This window comes from Burkholderia sp. AU45274, assembly GCF_030482505.1.
Taxonomy (GTDB): Bacteria; Pseudomonadota; Gammaproteobacteria; order Burkholderiales; family Burkholderiaceae; genus Burkholderia.
The window spans coordinates 42,015-59,436 of the sequence record NZ_JAUJQE010000007.1 but is presented as its reverse complement, the minus strand read 5'-3'; the positions used below and the strand labels follow the sequence as shown (position 1 = coordinate 59,436).

Sequence of the window (17,422 nt, the reverse complement as noted above, 5' to 3'; positions counted from 1 at the left end):
GCCACACATGAACATTTCCAAATTCTTTATCGACCGGCCGATCTTCGCAGGAGTCCTATCGGTGATCATCCTGCTCGGCGGGGTGATCGCGATGTTCCTGCTGCCGATCTCCGAGTATCCGGAAGTCGTGCCGCCTTCCGTGATCGTCAAGGCGCAGTACCCGGGCGCGAACCCGAAAGTGATCGCCGAGACGGTCGCGTCGCCGCTCGAAGAGCAGATCAACGGCGTCGAGGACATGCTCTACATGCAGTCGCAGGCGAACAGCGACGGCAACATGACGATCACCGTCACGTTCAAGCTCGGCACCGATCCGGACAAGGCCACGCAGCTCGTGCAGAACCGCGTGAACCAGGCGCTGCCGCGCCTGCCGGAAGACGTGCAGCGGCTCGGCATCACGACGGTGAAGAGCTCGCCGACGCTGACGATGGTGGTCCACCTGATCTCGCCGGACAACCGTTACGACATGACCTACCTGCGCAACTACGCGCTGATCAACGTGAAGGATCGCCTGTCGCGGATCCAGGGCGTCGGCCAGGTGCAGCTGTGGGGTTCGGGCGACTACGCGATGCGCGTATGGCTCGATCCGCAGAAGGTCGCGCAGCGCGGGCTGTCGGCTGAGGACGTCGTGCAGGCGATCCGCGAGCAGAACGTGCAGGTCGCGGCCGGCGTGATCGGCGCGTCGCCGTCGCTGCCGGGCACGCCGCTGCAGTTGTCGGTGAACGCGCGCGGCCGCTTGCAGACGGAAGACGAGTTCGGCGACATCGTCGTGAAGACGACGCCGGACGGCGGCGTCACGCACCTGCGCGACATCGCGCGGATCCAGCTCGACGCGTCCGAATACGGGCTGCGCTCGCTGCTCGACAACAAGCCGGCCGTCGCGATGGCGATCAACCAGTCGCCGGGCGCGAACTCGCTGCAGATCTCGGACGAAGTGCGCAAGACGATGGCCGAGCTGAAGCAGGACATGCCGGCGGGCGTCGACTACAAGATCGTCTATGACCCGACGCAGTTCGTGCGTTCGTCGATCAAGGCCGTCGTGCACACGCTGCTCGAAGCGATCGCGCTGGTCGTGATCGTCGTGATCGTGTTCCTGCAGACCTGGCGCGCGTCGCTGATTCCGCTGATCGCGGTGCCGGTGTCGATCATCGGCACGTTCTCGCTGCTGCTCGCGTTCGGGTATTCGATCAACGCGTTGTCACTGTTCGGGATGGTGCTCGCGATCGGGATCGTGGTCGACGATGCGATCGTGGTGGTCGAGAACGTCGAGCGGAACATCGAGAGCGGGATGAACGCACGGGCGGCGACCTACAAGGCGATGCAGGAAGTGAGCGGGCCGATCATCGCGATCGCGCTGACGCTCGTCGCCGTGTTCGTGCCGCTCGCGTTCATGTCGGGCCTGACCGGCCAGTTCTACAAGCAGTTCGCGATGACCATCGCGATCTCGACGGTGATCTCGGCGTTCAACTCGCTGACGTTGTCGCCGGCGCTGTCCGCGATCCTGCTGAAGGGTCACGGCGACAAGGAAGACTGGCTCACGCGCGTGATGAACCGCGTGCTCGGCGGCTTCTTCCGCGGCTTCAACAAGGTGTTCCATCGCGGCGCGGAGAACTACGGCCGCGGCGTGCGCGGCGTGCTGTCGCGCAAGACGCTGATGCTCGGCGTGTACCTCGTGCTGGTGGGCGCGACCGTGCTCGTGTCGAAGGTCGTGCCGGGCGGCTTCGTGCCCGCGCAGGACAAGGAATACCTGATCGCGTTCGCGCAGCTGCCGAACGGCGCGTCGCTCGACCGCACCGAGAAGGTGATCCGCGACATGGGCTCGATCGCGCTGAAGCAGCCGGGCGTCGAGAGCGCCGTCGCGTTCCCGGGGCTGTCGGTGAACGGCTTCACGAACAGCTCGAGCGCGGGCATCGTGTTCGTCACACTGAAGCCGTTCTCGGAACGGCACGGCAAGGCGCTGTCGGCCGGCGCGATCGCGGGGGCGCTGAACCAGAAGTACGGCGCGATGAAGGACTCGTTCGTCGCGGTGTTCCCGCCGCCGCCGGTGCTCGGCCTCGGTACGCTGGGCGGGTTCAAGATGCAGGTGGAGGATCGCGGCGCGGTCGGCTATGCGCGGCTCGCGGATGCGACCAACGACTTCATCAAGCGCGCTCAGCAGGCGCCTGAGCTTGGCCCGTTGTTCACGAGCTACCAGATCAACGTGCCGCAGCTCAACGTCGATCTCGATCGCGTGAAGGCGAAGCAGTTGGGCGTGCCGGTGACCGACGTGTTCAACACGATGCAGGTGTATCTCGGCTCGCTGTACGTCAACGACTTCAACCGCTTCGGGCGCGTGTACCAGGTGCGTGTGCAGGCCGATGCACCGTTCCGCCAGCGTGCGGACGACATCCTGCAGTTGAAGACACGCAACGACCGTGGCGAGATGGTGCCGCTGTCGTCGCTCGTCACGGTGACGCCGACGTTCGGCCCGGAAATGGTCGTGCGCTACAACGGCTACACGGCGGCCGACATCAACGGCGGCCCGGCACCGGGCTTCTCGTCGGGCCAGGCGCAGGCCGCAATCGAGCGCATCGCGCATGAAACGCTGCCGCGCGGCGTGCGGTTCGAATGGACCGACCTCACGTACCAGCAGATTCTTGCCGGCGATTCGGCGATGTACGTGTTCCCGATCAGCGTGCTGCTCGTGTTCCTCGTGCTCGCGGCGTTGTATGAAAGCCTGACGCTGCCGCTCGCGGTGATCCTGATCGTGCCGATGAGCATTCTGTCGGCGCTGACGGGCGTGTGGCTCACGCAGGGCGACAACAACATCTTCACGCAGATCGGCTTGATGGTGCTGGTGGGGCTGTCGGCGAAGAACGCGATCCTGATCGTCGAATTCGCGCGTGAACTCGAACACGACGGCAGGACGCCGCTCGAGGCCGCGATCGAGGCGAGCCGGCTGCGGCTGCGCCCGATCCTGATGACGTCGATCGCCTTCATCATGGGTGTGGTGCCGCTCGTCACGTCGACGGGCGCCGGTTCGGAAATGCGCCATGCGATGGGGGTCGCGGTGTTCTTCGGGATGCTCGGCGTGACGCTGTTCGGGCTGATGCTGACGCCGGTGTTCTACGTCGTGCTGCGCACGCTCGCGGGCGGCAAGATCCACGTCGCCGGGAAGGACTCGGCGGGTTACGGTGTGCCGTCCCAGCACGTGCCGGCTTCGGATGCTTGAGGACAGGAAGATGAATAACTTGCACAACACGAATGGCCTGATGCGCTTCGCGAAGGTGGCGGCCGCGAGCACCCTGCTCGCGACGCTGCTCGCCGCGTGCGCGGTGGGGCCCGACTACAAGCGCCCGGATGCGCCGACGCCTGCCGCATTCAAGGAAGCGCCGACGCTTGCCGCCGGCGAGCAGGCCGGCACGTGGAAGACGGCCGAGCCGGCGGACGGCGCGCATCGCGGCGAATGGTGGAAGGTGTTCGGCGACCCGGTGCTCGATTCGCTCGAGACGCAGGCGCTCGCCGCGAACCAGAACCTGAAGGCCGCGGCTGCACGTGTCGAGGAAGCGCGCGCGGCGACGCGTTCGGCGCGCTCGCAATGGTTCCCGCAGGTCGGCGCCGGCTTCGGGCCGACGCGCGAGGGGCTGTCGTCGGCGTCACAGTTCCAGCCGCAGGGCACGGGGCCGACCAACGCGACGCTGTGGCGCGCGCAGGGCACCGTGTCGTATGAAGCCGACCTGTTCGGCCGCGTCGGCCGCAACGTCGAGGCGTCGCGTGCCGACCAGGCGCAGAGCGAAGCGCTGTTCCGCTCGGTGCAGCTCGCGCTGCAGGCGGACGTCGCGCAGAACTACTTCGAACTGCGTCAGCTCGATTCCGACCAGGACTTGTACCGCCGCACGGTGGAGTTGCGCGAGCAGGCACTGAAGCTCGTGCAGCGCCGCTTCAACGAAGGCGACATCAGCGAGCTCGACGTGTCGCGCGCGAAGAACGAGCTGGCGACCGCGCAGGCCGATGCGGTCGGCGTCGCGCGGCGGCGCGCGGCGTCCGAGCATGCGCTCGCGATCCTGCTCGGCAAGGCGCCCGCGGATTTCGCGTTCAAGGAAACGCCGATCGTGCCGGTCGCGGTGAAGGTGCCGCCGGGCCTGCCGTCCGCGCTGCTCGAGCGCCGTCCGGACGTGTCGGCGGCCGAACGCGCGATGGCGGCCGCGAACGCGCGGATCGGCCTCGCGAAGTCGGCGTACTTCCCGAAGCTCGACATCACGGGGGCATTTGGGTATGAAGCGTCGACGCTCGGCAACCTGTTCCTGTGGTCGAGCCGCACGTTCCTGCTCGGGCCGTTCGCCGGTACCGCGCTGACATTGCCGCTGTTCGACGGCGGCCGTCGTGCGGCCGGTGTGCAGCAGGCACGCGCGCAGTACGACGAGCAGGTCGCGAACTACCGGCAGCAGGTGCTCGTCGCGTTCCGCGAGGTCGAGGACAATCTCGCCGACCTGCGCCTGCTCGACGACCAGATCCGCGCACAGGATGCGGCCGTCAACGCGTCGCGTCGCGCGGCGACGTTGTCGCGCACGCAGTATCAGGAAGGCGAGGTTGCGTATCTCGACGTGATCGACAGCGAACGCTCGGTGCTGCAGTCGCAATTGCAGTCGAACCAGTTGACCGGCGCGCAGGCCGTGTCGACCGTGAACCTGATCCGCGCGCTGGGCGGCGGATGGGGGCCGGCACCGACGGCGGTGGGCGATGCGGCGACGGGCAAGGCGGAGGTCGCTGCGCGGTGATGCACCGGCCCGAGACGGGCCGACTTACCGGGTAGTCGATCGAAGAACCCCGATCCGTGGCGACGCGGATCGGGTTTTTTATTGGCGGTCAGTCAGGGCGGTCAGGCCTGTTGCTCCCGTCTGTGCGTTCCGCGATCACCACCGCGTAGCGGCCGACTGCATCGGCGATGCGCTGCGCCAGTTCCGGATCGCGCACCGCGCGCGCGAGCGTGACGCCGCCCGACAGCAGCGCAAGAAACGCGATGGCCCGATCGTCATCGGGCGGGTTATCCATTCCGGCCGACACTTCGTCAACGATCTGCCGCAGTGCCTGCTCGTAAGCGTCGCGCGTTTCGTCGTCGGCGCGCATCACTTCCGGGGACAGGCTCGGCAGCGCACAGCTTTCACCGAGCTCGCAGGTGCGTCGCGGGCCGAGGTAGAACGACACGAACGGGCGCCGCCAGCGCGCGCCATGCTCGGCCTTGAACGTCGCGACGCCTTGCCGGAGCTGGGCGAGGCCATCGAGGACGACCTGCCGGAACGCTTCGCCCTTCGTTTTGAAATGGCCGTAGAACGCGCCGTTGGTGACGCCCGCCGCCTTTGTCAGCGGACCGATGCCGGAGCCGCCATACCCCTCCTCGCGGAACAGCCGGCTCGCGGCTTCGAGGATGCGCGTACGGGTTTCCTGCTTGTGCTCGACGGAATAACGCATGACAGGCTCGCTTCAGAGCGATCACTCTTTATCTTGCATAGAGAGCGATCAGTGTCTAATGTATAGAGAGTGACTGATATTTATATCACGTCACCTGACCGATGACCTGACCAGGAGAAAGTGCGATGCCGATTACGCTGACAGTATCCGAAGGGGTTTTCACGCCGGACGACGAGGGGGCGGTGTTTGCCGAGTTGACCGATGCGCTGCTGGACGTCGAGGGGCTGACCGGGAATGCGTTCCTGGCGCCGAACGTGGTGGGCACGCTCAACGTGCTGCCGCGACACCGGACCTTCGTGCATGGGCGCGCGGAGCCTGCCGCGTTCGTCGAGCTGAAGTTGCCCGCCGTGGCGCTCGTGGCGCCCGAGCGGCAGCGGCAATTCGTCGAACGGGCGACGGCGATCGTGCTGCGCCGGGCCGGCGGGCGGCTGACGGCCGCGCAAGTGTGGGTGAATGTCGTTCATGCGGTCGACGGCGGGTGGAGCATTGCCGGGCGCCGCTACGACAACGCGGCACTCGTCGATTCGATCCAGCGTGCGGCTGCTGCTGCGCTCTGATCGCAACTAACGGTCAAGCCGTCCGGTGTTGACCGACGGCGTGGCGGCGCTCGCCGCCACGCCGCATTCGCACCCCGGTGCCGCGCGTGTCGGTTCGCGTCAAAATTACTTGAACAAACGCATCCCGGCGACCTTCGAGGCCGTGACATCGAAAGTTGCCGTGTACTCGCAATCGGCGGCGTGCCCCGACCGCTCGATCAGGCAGTCGGCGAAATCGGCCTTCGCCGATGCCACGAAAGTGCGAAGCGCTTTTCGCACTGTGTCCGCACCTTCAACGACCAATTCCTTGGTCGCGATCATCGAATCGATAATGTCCTTCATCTGCTCACGCTCGACACCGTAGCAGCGACCGAGTACCCAAACGACCTCGACCAGCGCGACCTGCGAAACGTACCCCGGCCGTTCGGCCGAAAGGCTCTCCATCAGCGCTGTCGCCTTCTTCGACTGCACGACGTCATCCTGGGCGAAGTAACGAACCAGCACGTTTTCACATCCAGCCCAATCATCGCGCGGATGCTCCCTGCTCGGCGATGGCCGGGTTCATCTCTTCGAGCGACACCGGTTTCGAGGGCTTCCTCACGATGCCCTTGAGCGACGCGAGCGAGCGTGTGGCTGGATAGACCTCGTACCGGCCCGTGGTCTCGTTGTAGCTGAATTCGATCCGGTCGCCGGACCGCAAGCCAAGCCGATTCCGCACGTCGACGGGAATCGTGACTTGGCCCTTCGAAGTGATGGTTGCAGTGGTCATGGTGATGGCTCCAATTTTCCCTGCTTTAAGGTAAGGGAATGGGAAAGACAAGGTGGAGCACGCAGGTGCTCCGTGGACCAACTGGCCACGAGATCGGTCGGCGTCACTCGCCGAGGTCGATCGTGGCGACAGCATCTAGCTACTCGCGTTCGGACGCCGCCGCCACGAACGGATACCCCCTAATTTTCGTCACCCGCCACCCGCAGCGCGCGAACCAGTTCGCTCGCCGCCTTGCCGAGCCCCGTATGCTTCGGCCGCCGCAGGTACACGGGCAGCGGCAACCCGTTGCGGATGTTCGCGAACACGAGCGGCGCGAGTTCGCCGTCGGCGACGTATCGGCCGATCATGGATTCGGGCAAATTCGCCCAGCCATGCCCGGCCTTCACGAGCGCGATCGCGGTGGCCATGTCGGTCACCTTCCACGTGCGGTTGCCGATCACCGGCCGCACGTCGGTGAGCGGCCGTTCGGGATCGGCGATCACGATCTGCCTGAAGCCCGACAACCGCTCGATCGCTTCCGGTTGCGCGCATTCGGCGATCGCCGGATGGCTCGGCGCGGCGACCGCGACGAGCGTCTCGGTCCACAGCGCGTGGATCTGCTCCTGCGGATGCAGGTCGAGCCCGCCATACGCGACACAGAGATCGACGGCGCCGCGATGCAGCGCATCGATGATCACGTCCTGCGGCGCCGTGACGATGCTGATCGCGAGCGCCGGGTATTTCGCGGCGACGGCCGTCAGCGCGCGGGCGACGGGCGTGCCGTCGAGTTCGGCGGCGAGGCCGAGCCGCAACGTATCCTCGACGCCTTCCGACAGGTGCTGCGCATGCGCGCGCAGCGCGTGCAGCCGCTCGGCGATCGAGCGCGCGTCGGGCAGCAGCGCCGCCATCGCGGCGGTCGGCGTCGGTTCGCGCGTGCCGCGGTCGAACAGCACGAGGTCGAGCTCGGCCTCGAGGTTCGCGATCGCCATGCTGATCGCCGACGGCGTGCGGCCGAGCGCCCGCGCGGCCGCGGAAAACGAGCCTTTGTCGATGACGGTCAGCAGCATGTCGATGTGGTCGCTGGTCAGCATGCACTGGCCTCCTGTCAGAAAAATTGAAAGGACCTGACTTTTGCGGACGCGCTACCCGCTGATAGTCTCGCCACCTTGTTCGATAGAAGGTGGATGGTCATGCAAGGGTGGAAGAGACGCATAGTCTACGTCGTGATGTTCGAGGTGCTCGGCATTCTGATCGCATCGTCGGTGCTCGGCATGCTGAGCGGCGCGAGCGTGGCGGCGAGCGGCCTGCTGGGCGTGATGATCTCGACGACGGGTGTCACCGTCAATTTTGTGTACAACCTCGTGTTCGAGGCTTGGGAGCGCAGGAGTGCGGCGACGACGCGCACGGTCGGACGCCGTGTGGTGCATGCGATCGGCTTCCAGGTCGCGCTCGTGACGTTCCTGATCCCGCTGATCGCGTGGTGGCTCGACGTGTCGCTGCTGCAGGCGTTCCTGTACGACGCGGTGCTGATCGTGTTCTTCCCGATCTTCACGTTCACGTACAACTGGGCGTTCGACAGCGTGTTCGGGCTGCCCGATGCGGTCACGCGCAAGGCGGAGCCGGAGCCCGCCGCGTGGTAAGCCGTGCTGAAGGAATTGCGCAGGCAGGCAGATTGACGGAACGGACGCGCCGGTCACGCACGGCGGTTGATGAAGCGGCGATGCGGCACGGATCCGCATCGTCGTTGAACAGCGAGGAGAACGGGCGGCGCGGAAACCGCCCGCGAGCGTTACGCGGCGACGAACTCGTGCACGAAGCGGTTGAACACGGCGGGGCTCGCGGCGTTCATCCCGTGCGATGCGCCGGCGACGGTCTGCCGTTGCGCATTGCCGATCCATTGCGACAGCGTGTCGACGTTGTTGCGGAACATCTTCGGGCTGCGCTGGCCGTCGATCAGCAGCGTGCGGCATGCGATGTCGCCGGCCGTGTGCTGCGAGTACGCGGGCAGCGGGTCGCGCAGCTGCTTCGGCAGCGTGCTCGCGTTGTCGATCGCCATCGTGCGGAAACGCGACGTGCTCTTCTTCCATGCGCCCGGCAGGCTCACGGAATCGACGAACATCTCGAGGCCCGATTCGACGTCGCCTTGCCCGATCAGGTTCACGGCCTGCGTGCGCAGCGCGATCGCGGCGGCCGGCAGCGCGGCTTCGCGCACGCCCGGCTGTTGCAGCGGGCCGCCCGGATCGGCGAGCGTCAGCGATTCGACGAGATGCGGATGCTGGCGCGCGACGTTGAACGCAACGCTGCCGCCGCGCGAGTGGCCGACCAGGTGCACGGGGCCGAGGTCGAGCGCGTCGATGAATTCGGCGAGCTCGTCGACGTGGTTCTGCCAGCTGAACTCGTCCTGGATGCCCGCTTCGACGGCCGGCCAGTAATGGCTGAGGCTCGGCGCGATGCAGCGGTAGTGGGCCGACAGCGACGCGAGCTGCGGATCCCAGTAGCGGTAGTCGCACAGCGAGCCGTGCACGAACACCATCGGCGCGCCGCTGCCCCGCTCGACATACGGCAGGCTGATGCCTGACGAAAGCGTCGCAAATTGCAGGTCGGGGTTCGCGAGCACGGACGGCTCGATTCGCATGTTCATGACTGAAAGACTCAAAGGTGCGTCAACACGACGCAACTATGCATCACGGCGACCTGCAAGGAAAACGCATAATTTTCATCGTGACGATCAATTTTATTGATGGCTCGGCCGGAAACCCTTGTCGTGAGGGGACGGGTGTCGATGCTTTCAATCATCTGACGATTGGTCGAGGCGCCGGAAACGCCGGAAAAGGGCGTCCGGCGACCTGCGCATCCGCGCATGGCACCTTTGGAAAACGGGAAGCAGGTACGCGAGCCGCCGAAAGCGGCCCGCGCGTCAGCGCACCGTCAACGCGGGCGCGGTCTGAAGCACGACGGGGAGGTCGTTGTCGGTCGCGAACTGCATCGCGAAATCGAACGCGTCCGCACACACGGTGCGCAATTCGTCCGACACGAACAGGCATTTGACGTTGCCGTCGACGACGGGCATCGCGAGCCGCGACAGCGCGCACGGATAGCCGGGCCGCCGTTCGCCGACGAACAGCGTGATGACGCCCGCGAGGCGTTCGGGCCAGTCGCTCGGGCGGAAGGTTTTCTGCGCGTGCGTGACGCCGCGGATCAGGTGGCCAGTGACGCGGCCGTGTTCGGTGATGTCGATGCGATCCATGCTGGAGTGCGTGTCCTCGTTCGCGTCATTCGCCGCCATCGGCCGCCGCGTCGCCGCGCGCGGGAATCCGCAGGTTGCGCAGCTTGTGATAGAGCGTTTTCTTCGGCATCCCGAGCGCTTCGCTTGCGTCCGCAACATTGCCGTTGTGACGCTGCAGCATGTCCTCGATCAGCATCCGCTCGAAATACGCGAGCTGCTCCGCGAGCGTGCCGCCCGCGGCCGGCGTGCCGCCGGACGACAGCAGGCTGTCGCCGGTCAGCCCGAGCACGAAGCGGTCGGCCACGTTCTGCAGCTCGCGCACGTTGCCGGGCCACGCGTGCGTCATCAGTTCGGACACCTGTGCAGCCGTGACGACCGGCGCCGGCTGCCCGAAGCGGCGCGCGGCCGCGAGCACGAAATGCTCGAACAGCAGCGGCACGTCCTCGCGCCGCTCGCGCAGCGGCGGCAGTTCGATCTGCGCGACGTTGAGGCGATACAGCAAGTCCGCGCGAAAGCGGCCGTCGGCCGCGAGCTCGGCAAGATCGGCCTTCGACGCGGCGACCACGCGGCAGTCGACCGGAATCAGCTCGTTCGCGCCGAGCCGCTCGACCACGCGCTCCTGCAGCACGCGCAGCATCTTGACCTGCAGTGGAATCGGCATCGTCTCGATCTCGTCGAGGAACAGTGTGCCGCCGTCCGCCCATTCGATCTTGCCGATGCGTTTCTTGATCGCGCCGGTGAACGCGCCGGCTTCATGGCCGAACAGTTCGCTCTCGAAGACCTGCTCAGGCAGGCCGCCGCAGTTCAGCGCGACGAAATGCGCGTCGCGCCGGCCGCCGAAGTCGTGCAGGCTGCGCGCGATCAGTTCCTTGCCGGTGCCCGTCTCGCCGGTGATCAGCACCGACACCGACGTATCGGCGAGGCGCAGGATCTTCTTGCGCACGTCGGCCATCGCGGGCGACTTGCCGAGCACGAACGCCTCGATGCCCTGCCAGTTGTTCAGCGCCGCGCGCAGCCCCTGGACCTCGAGCGTCAGGCGGCGCTTCTCGACCGCGCGCGCGACGCGCCCCGCGATCACGTCCGACGAGAACGGCTTCTCGATGAAGTCGTACGCGCCGACCTGCATCGCGCCGACGGCCGTCGAGATGTCGGCATGGCCGCTGATCAGCACGACCGGGATCTGCGCGTCGATGGCCATCACGCGATCGAGCAGCTGCAGCCCGTCGATGCCCGGCATCCGCACGTCCGACACGATCACGACCGGCGCGCCGGGCGCGACGTGATGCAGCGCGTCGGCGGCCGACGCGAACGCGTCCACTGCGAATCCGGCAAGCGCGACCGCCTGCTCGACGCCGATCCGGACGTTTTCATCGTCCTCGACGACCAGCACCCGAATCTCATCTTCCATGCTCTGTCCTTTGCAGCGTGGCCGCCGCGAATTCGATACTGAACTGCGCGCCGCCTTCGTCGCGGTTCGTCGCGGCGATCTTCGCGCCGAACGCCTCGACGATGCGCGACGTGATCGCGAGGCCGAGCCCGAGGCCCTGGCCGCGCGGCTTGGTCGTGACGAACGGCTCGAACAGATGCGGCAGCACGTCGGGCGCGATGCCCGCGCCGCTGTCGGCCACCGTGAAGCGCACGCGGCCGGCTTCGTCCGGCCCGGCGGCCTCGATGACGATACGGCGCACGCTCGCGTCGTGCACCGCGTCGAGCGCATTGCCGAGCAGGTTCACGATCACCTGCTGCAACTGGCTCGATTCGGCCGACACGGCGGTGCCCGGCGCGATGTTCACGTCGAGCTGCACGCCTTCGTCGCGGATCCGCGCATCGTAGATGAGCCGCGCATGCGCGACGGCCTCGTTCAACGACACCGCGACGCGCTCGACGTCCGGCTTGCGCGCGAAGGTCTTCAGCTCGCCGGTGAGCACCGCCATGCTGTCGACGAGCTTGCCGATCCGTTCGAGATTGGCGAGCGCCGGCGCGGGCTGGCCGCGCTCGAAGAACGTGCGCGCGTTGTCGCACAGCGTGCGGATCGCGACGAGCGGCTGGTTCAGCTCGTGCGTGAGGCCGGCGGCCATCTGCCCGAGCACCGCGAGCTTGCCCGCATGCACGACTTCCTGCTGCGATGCGCGCAGCCGCTGCTCGGTGCGCTCGCGCTCGACGATCTCGCGCTGCATCCGTTCGTTCGCGGCCGTCAGCGCGGCCGTGCGCTGCGCGACGGTCAGCTCGAGCTGGTCGTTCGCGCGCCGCAGCGCGTCCTGCGCGTTCAGCCGCGCGACGATCGCCCGGCGGCGCTGGATCGCGTAGCCGGCGAGCAGCGCGGCGATCAGGAACGCGCCGGTGACGAACACGAAGGCCGTCTGCTGCTGGCGCCGCGCGCCCGCGATGTCGAGCAGCACCATCAGAGAATCGCCGGCCTGCGGCGCGGGGCGCGACATCACGAGATAGCGCGTGGTGCGGCCGCTGTGGCGCGTATCGGGGAAGGTGCCGAACCACGCGGCCGCGCTGCGGTCGCCGATATGGCGGTACGGCAGCGCGTCGACCGTGCGGCCCGCGTATTGCCGCGACGCCTGGATGTCGCGCTGCTGCTGCGCGGTGATCGGGCGCAGCGCGGTGAATTTCCAGGCGGGTTCGGTCGAGATCACGACCACGCCGTTGCTGTCGACGACCATCGCGGCGACGCCCGGCGCGCGCCACGCCGATTCGAGCGAATCGACGCTGATCTTCACGGCGGCCACGCCGATCGGCACGCCTTCGTCGCGCACCGCGCTGGCGAAGTAGACGCCCGGCACGCCGGTGTTGGTGCCGATGCCGAAGAAGCGGCCGCTGCCGCGCGCGAGCGCGTCCTTGAAGTACGGCCGGTACGACACGTTGGTGCCGACGAAGCTGAGCGTCTCGTTCCAGTTGCTGGCGGCGATCACGTCGCCCTGCAGGTCGATCACGTCGACCGCGCCGCTGCCCGCGTCGCGGTTCACGGCTTCGAGGTAGGTGTCGACCGTGTGCACGAGTTCGGGAGCGTCATGCGGCGCGGCTTTCAGCATCGTGCGCACGCCGTCCTGCCGCGCGACCAGGCCGGGCAGGATCTCGAAGCGGCCGAGCTCGCTCTTCAGGCTCGACGCATACAGGTCGAGCCGGTGCGCGCCGGTTTCCTCGAGCGCGTCGATCGCGCGTTCCCACGCGAAATCGACGGCCGCGGCCGCCACGCACACATACAGCACGCCGGCCGATGCCCAGCCCCACCACGGGATGCCCTTGAAGCTCTTCTGCACGTTCGCCCTCATCGAAGCCCGCAATCGTCCGCACGGCGTGACGCCCGAAACGACACCCCGAACGACGCGCGCCGCGCGCCGGCTGGGCCGGCGGCGGCGCGTGCGAAGCGGCCTGCGCGACGGTGCGCGCGGCGGCGCGTCATCCGAAGTGGGCGACCAGGATCAGCGTGACCGTGACGACGATCGCGCCGCCGATCCGCGTCGCGATCTGCGCGAACGGCATCAGCTGCATCCGGTTCGCGGCGGTCAGGATCGCGACGTCGCCGGTGCCGCCTTGCCCGCTGTGGCAGGCGTTCACGATTGCGGTGTCGATAGGGTACATCTTCATCAGGCGGCCGACCACGAAACCGGTGCCCATCAGCGTCGCGACGGTCGACACGATGGTGACGACGTTGACGATCGTGAACGCGGCGGTCAGCTTGTCCCACGGCGTCATCGCGACGCCGATCGCGAACAGCAGCGGGTACGTGACGGCGGTCGAGAAGAACTTGTAGACGACGAACGCGCCTTCCTGCAGCGGCGGCGACACCGCGCGCGCGAGCTTCACGAGCACCGCGAGGAACAGCATCGCAACCGGCGCGGGCAGGCCGAACAGCTTGTGCGCCATCAGGCCGACCAGGTACAGCGTGATCGCGGTGATGCCGGCGCCCGCGATGTGCGAAACGTCGACGTGGCCGCGGATTTCCTCGTTCTCGGGCGTCATGTCGCCCGATTCGCCGACCTGCAGGCGGCCGTTGCCGGTCAGGTGCGGGAAGCGCTTGCCGAGCATGTCGAGCGCGCCCGACAGGATGATCGCGGTCAGGCTGCCGAGCATCACCGGCGGCAGCACCATCGCGAACATTTCGCCTTGCGGCAGGTGCATCAGTTCCGAATAGCCGATCGACAGCGGAATCGCGCCTTCGCCGACGCCGCCGGCCATGATCGGCACGACGATGTACAGCAGCGTGTGGCGTGCGCCGAGGCCGAGCGCGGTGCCGACCGCCGTGCCGACGATCGCGGCCGCGACCGAGCCGGCCGCGAGCGGGATGAAGATCTTCACGAAGCCCTGGATCAGCACGCGGCGATCCATGCTCAGGATGCTGCCGACGATGATCGACGCGATGAACAGGTACAGGAAGTTGGTCGACTTCGTGAACTCGACGGTCAGGTTCAGCACCGGCTTCGGCAGCACGTGGTAGTACGTGAGCGCCGACGGCACGAAGGTCGCGAAGATCGCGGCCGCGCCGATGTTGCGCAAGAGCGGCAGGCGCTTGCCCAGTTCCGCGCAGGTGAAGCCGAAGAACGCGAGCACCGCGATCGCCATCGAGATCTCGCCGGGCACCTTGCCGGTCACCGAGAAGCCGACGATCAGCGCGAGCAGGATGAAGTAGACGGGCAGCGGAATGATGCCGATGCGGATTTCCATCAGTTTCCACCAGCCTTCCGGCCAGAAGCGCGCGCGCGGGGCGGCGACGGCGTCGGAAACCGGCTCCGGATGGGACGGGGTATGGATAGAGGTCTGCAAGACGTGTCTCCTGATGTTGGTATGCCTGCATGGCTTCGCGGCATCGTGTGCCGTCTATTACGCAACCCCCGTGCCAGAAATCCGGCCTGTCGGAATATTTTTAATGCATTGATTTATAAGGGGTTTGTTTCGTCTGCGGAAAGGGAGTCCCGGCCCGCTGGCCGAGATTTCGGAATTCGCGCGGCGCCCAGGCCGAGATTTCGGCCTGGCGGCCGGCCGGGCAGCCGGTCAGGCCGCCGATCCCGCATGGCCGCCCGCCATATCGCCGCGCGCGATTTTCTTCGCACAATCGCTTCGTAGACCGCCCCCGCGCCGCTCTCTATCATCGGCTGATCTTTTCCGATGCGTTTGACCTCTGTCCGGAGAACGCCCGTGCGTTCGCCGCGGCGTCGCTCATCCATCGATACCGTCTTTGGACAGGAGAGTGGTTTCCATGCTGCATGCCGTTTTTTCCGCCCGCTTTTCCGCCGGCCGCATCGCGCGCCTGCTGGCTGCCGCCGTGCTTGGCGTCGCCTTGCTCAATGGCGCGCACGCGGACACCGCGCCGCTGAAGGTCGGCATCTCGACCAGCCCGCAGATCGAGGCGCTGAAGGTCGCCGCGAAGGAAGCGAAGGCGCAGGGGCTCGACGTGAAGATCGTCGAGTTCACCGACTGGAATACGCCGAACGCGGCGCTCGCGAACAAGGACATCGACGTCAACTACTTCCAGCACATCCCGTTCCTCGAGAACGCGAACAAGCAGGGCGGCTACAACTTCGTGTCGATCGCGCCCGGCACGATCATGAAGATCGGCCTCTATTCGAAGAAGGTGAAAAGCTTCAGCGAGCTGAAGGACGGCGCGAAAGTCGCGATCGCGAACGATCCGGTGAACGGCGGGCGCGGGCTGCTGTTGCTGCAGCGCGCGGGGCTCATCACGCTGAAGCCGGGTGCCGACTACCGCGCGACGACGCATGACATCGTCGCGAACCCGAAGCACCTGAAGATCATCCCGCTCGAAGCGTCGCAGCTCGCGCGCTCACTCGACGACGTCGATCTCGCGCAGGGCTACCCGAGCTTCATCAAGCTCGCCGGCACGACCGACCCGAACAGCGCGCTGCTGTTCGACGGCACCGAGAACAAGATCTTCGCGATCCAGTGGGTCGTGCGGCCGGACAGCGTGAACGATCCGCGCATCCGCAAGTTCATCTCGATCTATCAGCACTCGCCTGCGGTGCGCAAGGCGCTCGACAACGCGTTCGGCTCGCTGTACGCGATCGCGTGGTGACGGAGGCGGGCATGACGACGGCGAACCGCAAGAAAATCCTGCTCAACGCGTTCAACATGAACTGCGTCGGGCACATCAACCACGGGCTGTGGACGCATCCGCGCGACCGCTCCGCGCACTACACCGATCTCGACTACTGGGCCGACCTCGCGAAGACGCTCGAACGCGGCAAGTTCGACGGGATCTTCCTCGCGGACATCGTCGGCGTGTACGACGTGTTCGGCGGCGGCCCCGACGCCGCGCTGCGCGAATCGGTGCAGGTGCCGGTCAACGATCCGCTGCTGCTCGTGCCCGCGATGGCGCAGGTCACGCGGCACCTCGGCTTCGGCGTGACCGCGAACCTCACCTACGAGCCGCCTTACCTGTTCGCGCGCCGCATGTCGACGCTCGATCACCTGACGAAAGGGCGCGTGGGCTGGAACATCGTCACCGGCTATCTCGATAGCGCCGCGCGCGGGATGGGCCTCGCGCAGCAGATCGGCCACGACGACCGCTACGAGCGCGCGGACGACTACATGGACGTCGTCTACAAGCTGTGGGAACAGAGCTGGGACGACGATGCGGTGATCCGCGACGCGCAGGCGCGCGTGTTCGCGCAGCCGGGCAAGGTGCGGCGCGTGAAGCACGACGGGCCGTTCTATTCGATCGACGCGATTCATCTGAGCGAGCCGTCGCTGCAGCGCACGCCGGTGCTGTACCAGGCCGGTTCGTCCGCGCGCGGCGTCGAGTTCGCCGGCCGTCACGCGGAATGCGTGTTCGTGAACGGGCAGAGCAAGGCCGCCGCGCGCGCGGCGACACTCGACATTCGCGCCGCCGCCGCACGGCAGGGCCGCGACCCGGCGTCGATCAAGATCTTTGCCGGCGTGAGCGTCGTGACGGCCGAGACTGAATTGCTTGCCCGCGAGAAGTTCGACGAGTACCGGCGCTATGCGAGCGCCGAGGCCGGTCTCGCGCATTTCGCGAGCTCGACCGGCATCGACTTCGCGAAGTACGGACTCGACGAACCGATTTCGTACGTGAAGACCGATTCGATCCAGTCGGCCGTCGACGCGATCTCGCGCAAGAGCACGACCGGCACGTGGACCGTGCGCCGCATGCTCGAACAGATGTCGCTCGGCGGCCGCTATGCGCCGATCGTCGGCTCGCCGTCGCAGGTCGCGGACGAACTGCAGTCGTGGATCGACGAGACCGGCATCGACGGCTTCAACCTGACGCGCACCGTGATGCCCGAGTCGTTCGAGGATTTCGTCGACTGGGTCGTGCCCGAGCTGCAGAACCGCGGCGTCTACAAGGAAGACTACGATCCCGCGCCGACGCTGCGCGAGAAGCTGTTCGGCGCGGGCCCGCGCCTGCCCGCGTGGCATACCGGCGCGCAGCACCGGCCGGGCGCCGCCGTGCACGCCGAATCCGCGCATCCCGCGCATGTCTGA

Annotated in this window: 14 protein-coding genes and 1 pseudogene; 6 read left to right on the top strand and 9 right to left on the bottom strand. The window is 67.0% G+C overall.

What is annotated here, in order from left to right; all coding sequences use genetic code 11:
* Positions 1–7: 7 nt before the first annotated feature.
* A complete protein-coding gene (gene ceoB / locus QZM35_RS24260) occupies positions 8–3,208 on the top strand; it encodes a multidrug efflux RND transporter permease subunit CeoB (protein ID WP_089433382.1) in 3,201 nt (1,066 codons plus the stop codon).
* Positions 3,209–3,218: 10 nt separating this feature from the next.
* Positions 3,219–4,754, top strand: coding sequence for a multidrug efflux transporter outer membrane subunit OpcM (gene opcM, locus QZM35_RS24255; RefSeq protein WP_089428987.1), 1,536 nt, complete (start codon positions 3,219–3,221; stop codon positions 4,752–4,754).
* 88 nt (positions 4,755–4,842) lie between these two features.
* Here the strand turns inward: opcM and QZM35_RS24250 are convergent, their stop codons facing one another.
* A complete protein-coding gene (locus QZM35_RS24250) occupies positions 4,843–5,445 on the bottom strand; it encodes a TetR/AcrR family transcriptional regulator (RefSeq protein ID WP_174974142.1) in 603 nt (200 codons plus the stop codon).
* A gap of 125 nt (positions 5,446–5,570) precedes the next feature.
* On the opposite strand from QZM35_RS24250, the gene QZM35_RS24245 reads away from it, so the two are divergent.
* The gene (locus QZM35_RS24245) at positions 5,571–6,002 is read left to right on the top strand and encodes a Tautomerase enzyme (protein WP_301776960.1); all 432 of its coding nucleotides are present in this window, start codon (positions 5,571–5,573) and stop codon (positions 6,000–6,002) included.
* 105 nt (positions 6,003–6,107) lie between these two features.
* On the opposite strand, the pseudogene QZM35_RS24240 reads toward QZM35_RS24245, so the two are convergent.
* From QZM35_RS24240 to QZM35_RS24230, 3 genes and pseudogenes are all read right to left on the bottom strand, one after another.
* Positions 6,108–6,508, bottom strand: a pseudogene (locus QZM35_RS24240) (PIN domain-containing protein).
* Entirely contained in the window at positions 6,505–6,750 is a 246-nt protein-coding gene (locus QZM35_RS24235; RefSeq protein WP_301776959.1) for an AbrB/MazE/SpoVT family DNA-binding domain-containing protein, read from the bottom strand. Before QZM35_RS24235 ends, QZM35_RS24240 begins: the two are co-directional and overlap by 4 nt.
* Before the next feature lie 179 nt (positions 6,751–6,929).
* Positions 6,930–7,820, bottom strand: a complete 891-nt coding sequence (locus QZM35_RS24230) for a LysR family transcriptional regulator (RefSeq protein WP_301776958.1) — start codon at positions 7,818–7,820, stop codon at positions 6,930–6,932.
* Between the two features lie 99 nt (positions 7,821–7,919).
* On the opposite strand from QZM35_RS24230, the gene QZM35_RS24225 reads away from it, so the two are divergent.
* On the top strand, positions 7,920–8,369 hold the full coding sequence (locus QZM35_RS24225; protein ID WP_089429227.1) for a PACE efflux transporter: 450 nt from the start codon (positions 7,920–7,922) through the stop codon (positions 8,367–8,369).
* Between the two features lie 149 nt (positions 8,370–8,518).
* Here the strand turns inward: QZM35_RS24225 and QZM35_RS24220 are convergent, their stop codons facing one another.
* The 5 genes from QZM35_RS24220 to QZM35_RS24200 all read right to left on the bottom strand — a co-directional run bounded on the left by QZM35_RS24220 (position 8,519) and on the right by QZM35_RS24200 (position 14,728).
* Positions 8,519–9,370, bottom strand: coding sequence for an alpha/beta fold hydrolase (locus QZM35_RS24220; RefSeq protein ID WP_089428992.1), 852 nt, complete (start codon positions 9,368–9,370; stop codon positions 8,519–8,521).
* Between the two features lie 276 nt (positions 9,371–9,646).
* Positions 9,647–9,976, bottom strand: coding sequence for a DUF3579 domain-containing protein (locus tag QZM35_RS24215; protein WP_089429228.1), 330 nt, complete (start codon positions 9,974–9,976; stop codon positions 9,647–9,649).
* 25 nt (positions 9,977–10,001) lie between these two features.
* A complete protein-coding gene (locus QZM35_RS24210; RefSeq protein WP_046546168.1) occupies positions 10,002–11,363 on the bottom strand; it encodes a sigma-54 dependent transcriptional regulator in 1,362 nt (453 codons plus the stop codon).
* Entirely contained in the window at positions 11,353–13,236 is a 1,884-nt protein-coding gene (locus QZM35_RS24205) for an ATP-binding protein (RefSeq protein ID WP_089428994.1), read from the bottom strand. The genes QZM35_RS24210 and QZM35_RS24205 overlap by 11 nt, the downstream gene beginning before the upstream one ends.
* Before the next feature lie 127 nt (positions 13,237–13,363).
* Positions 13,364–14,728: a 2-hydroxycarboxylate transporter family protein gene (locus tag QZM35_RS24200; RefSeq protein ID WP_089433376.1), complete on the bottom strand. Its 1,365-nt coding sequence runs from the start codon at positions 14,726–14,728 to the stop codon at positions 13,364–13,366.
* 433 nt (positions 14,729–15,161) lie between these two features.
* On the opposite strand from QZM35_RS24200, the gene QZM35_RS24195 reads away from it, so the two are divergent.
* Entirely contained in the window at positions 15,162–15,992 is an 831-nt protein-coding gene (locus tag QZM35_RS24195; protein WP_089433375.1) for a MetQ/NlpA family ABC transporter substrate-binding protein, read from the top strand.
* Between the two features lie 11 nt (positions 15,993–16,003).
* On the top strand, positions 16,004–17,422 hold the full coding sequence (locus QZM35_RS24190) for an LLM class flavin-dependent oxidoreductase (protein WP_089429229.1): 1,419 nt from the start codon (positions 16,004–16,006) through the stop codon (positions 17,420–17,422).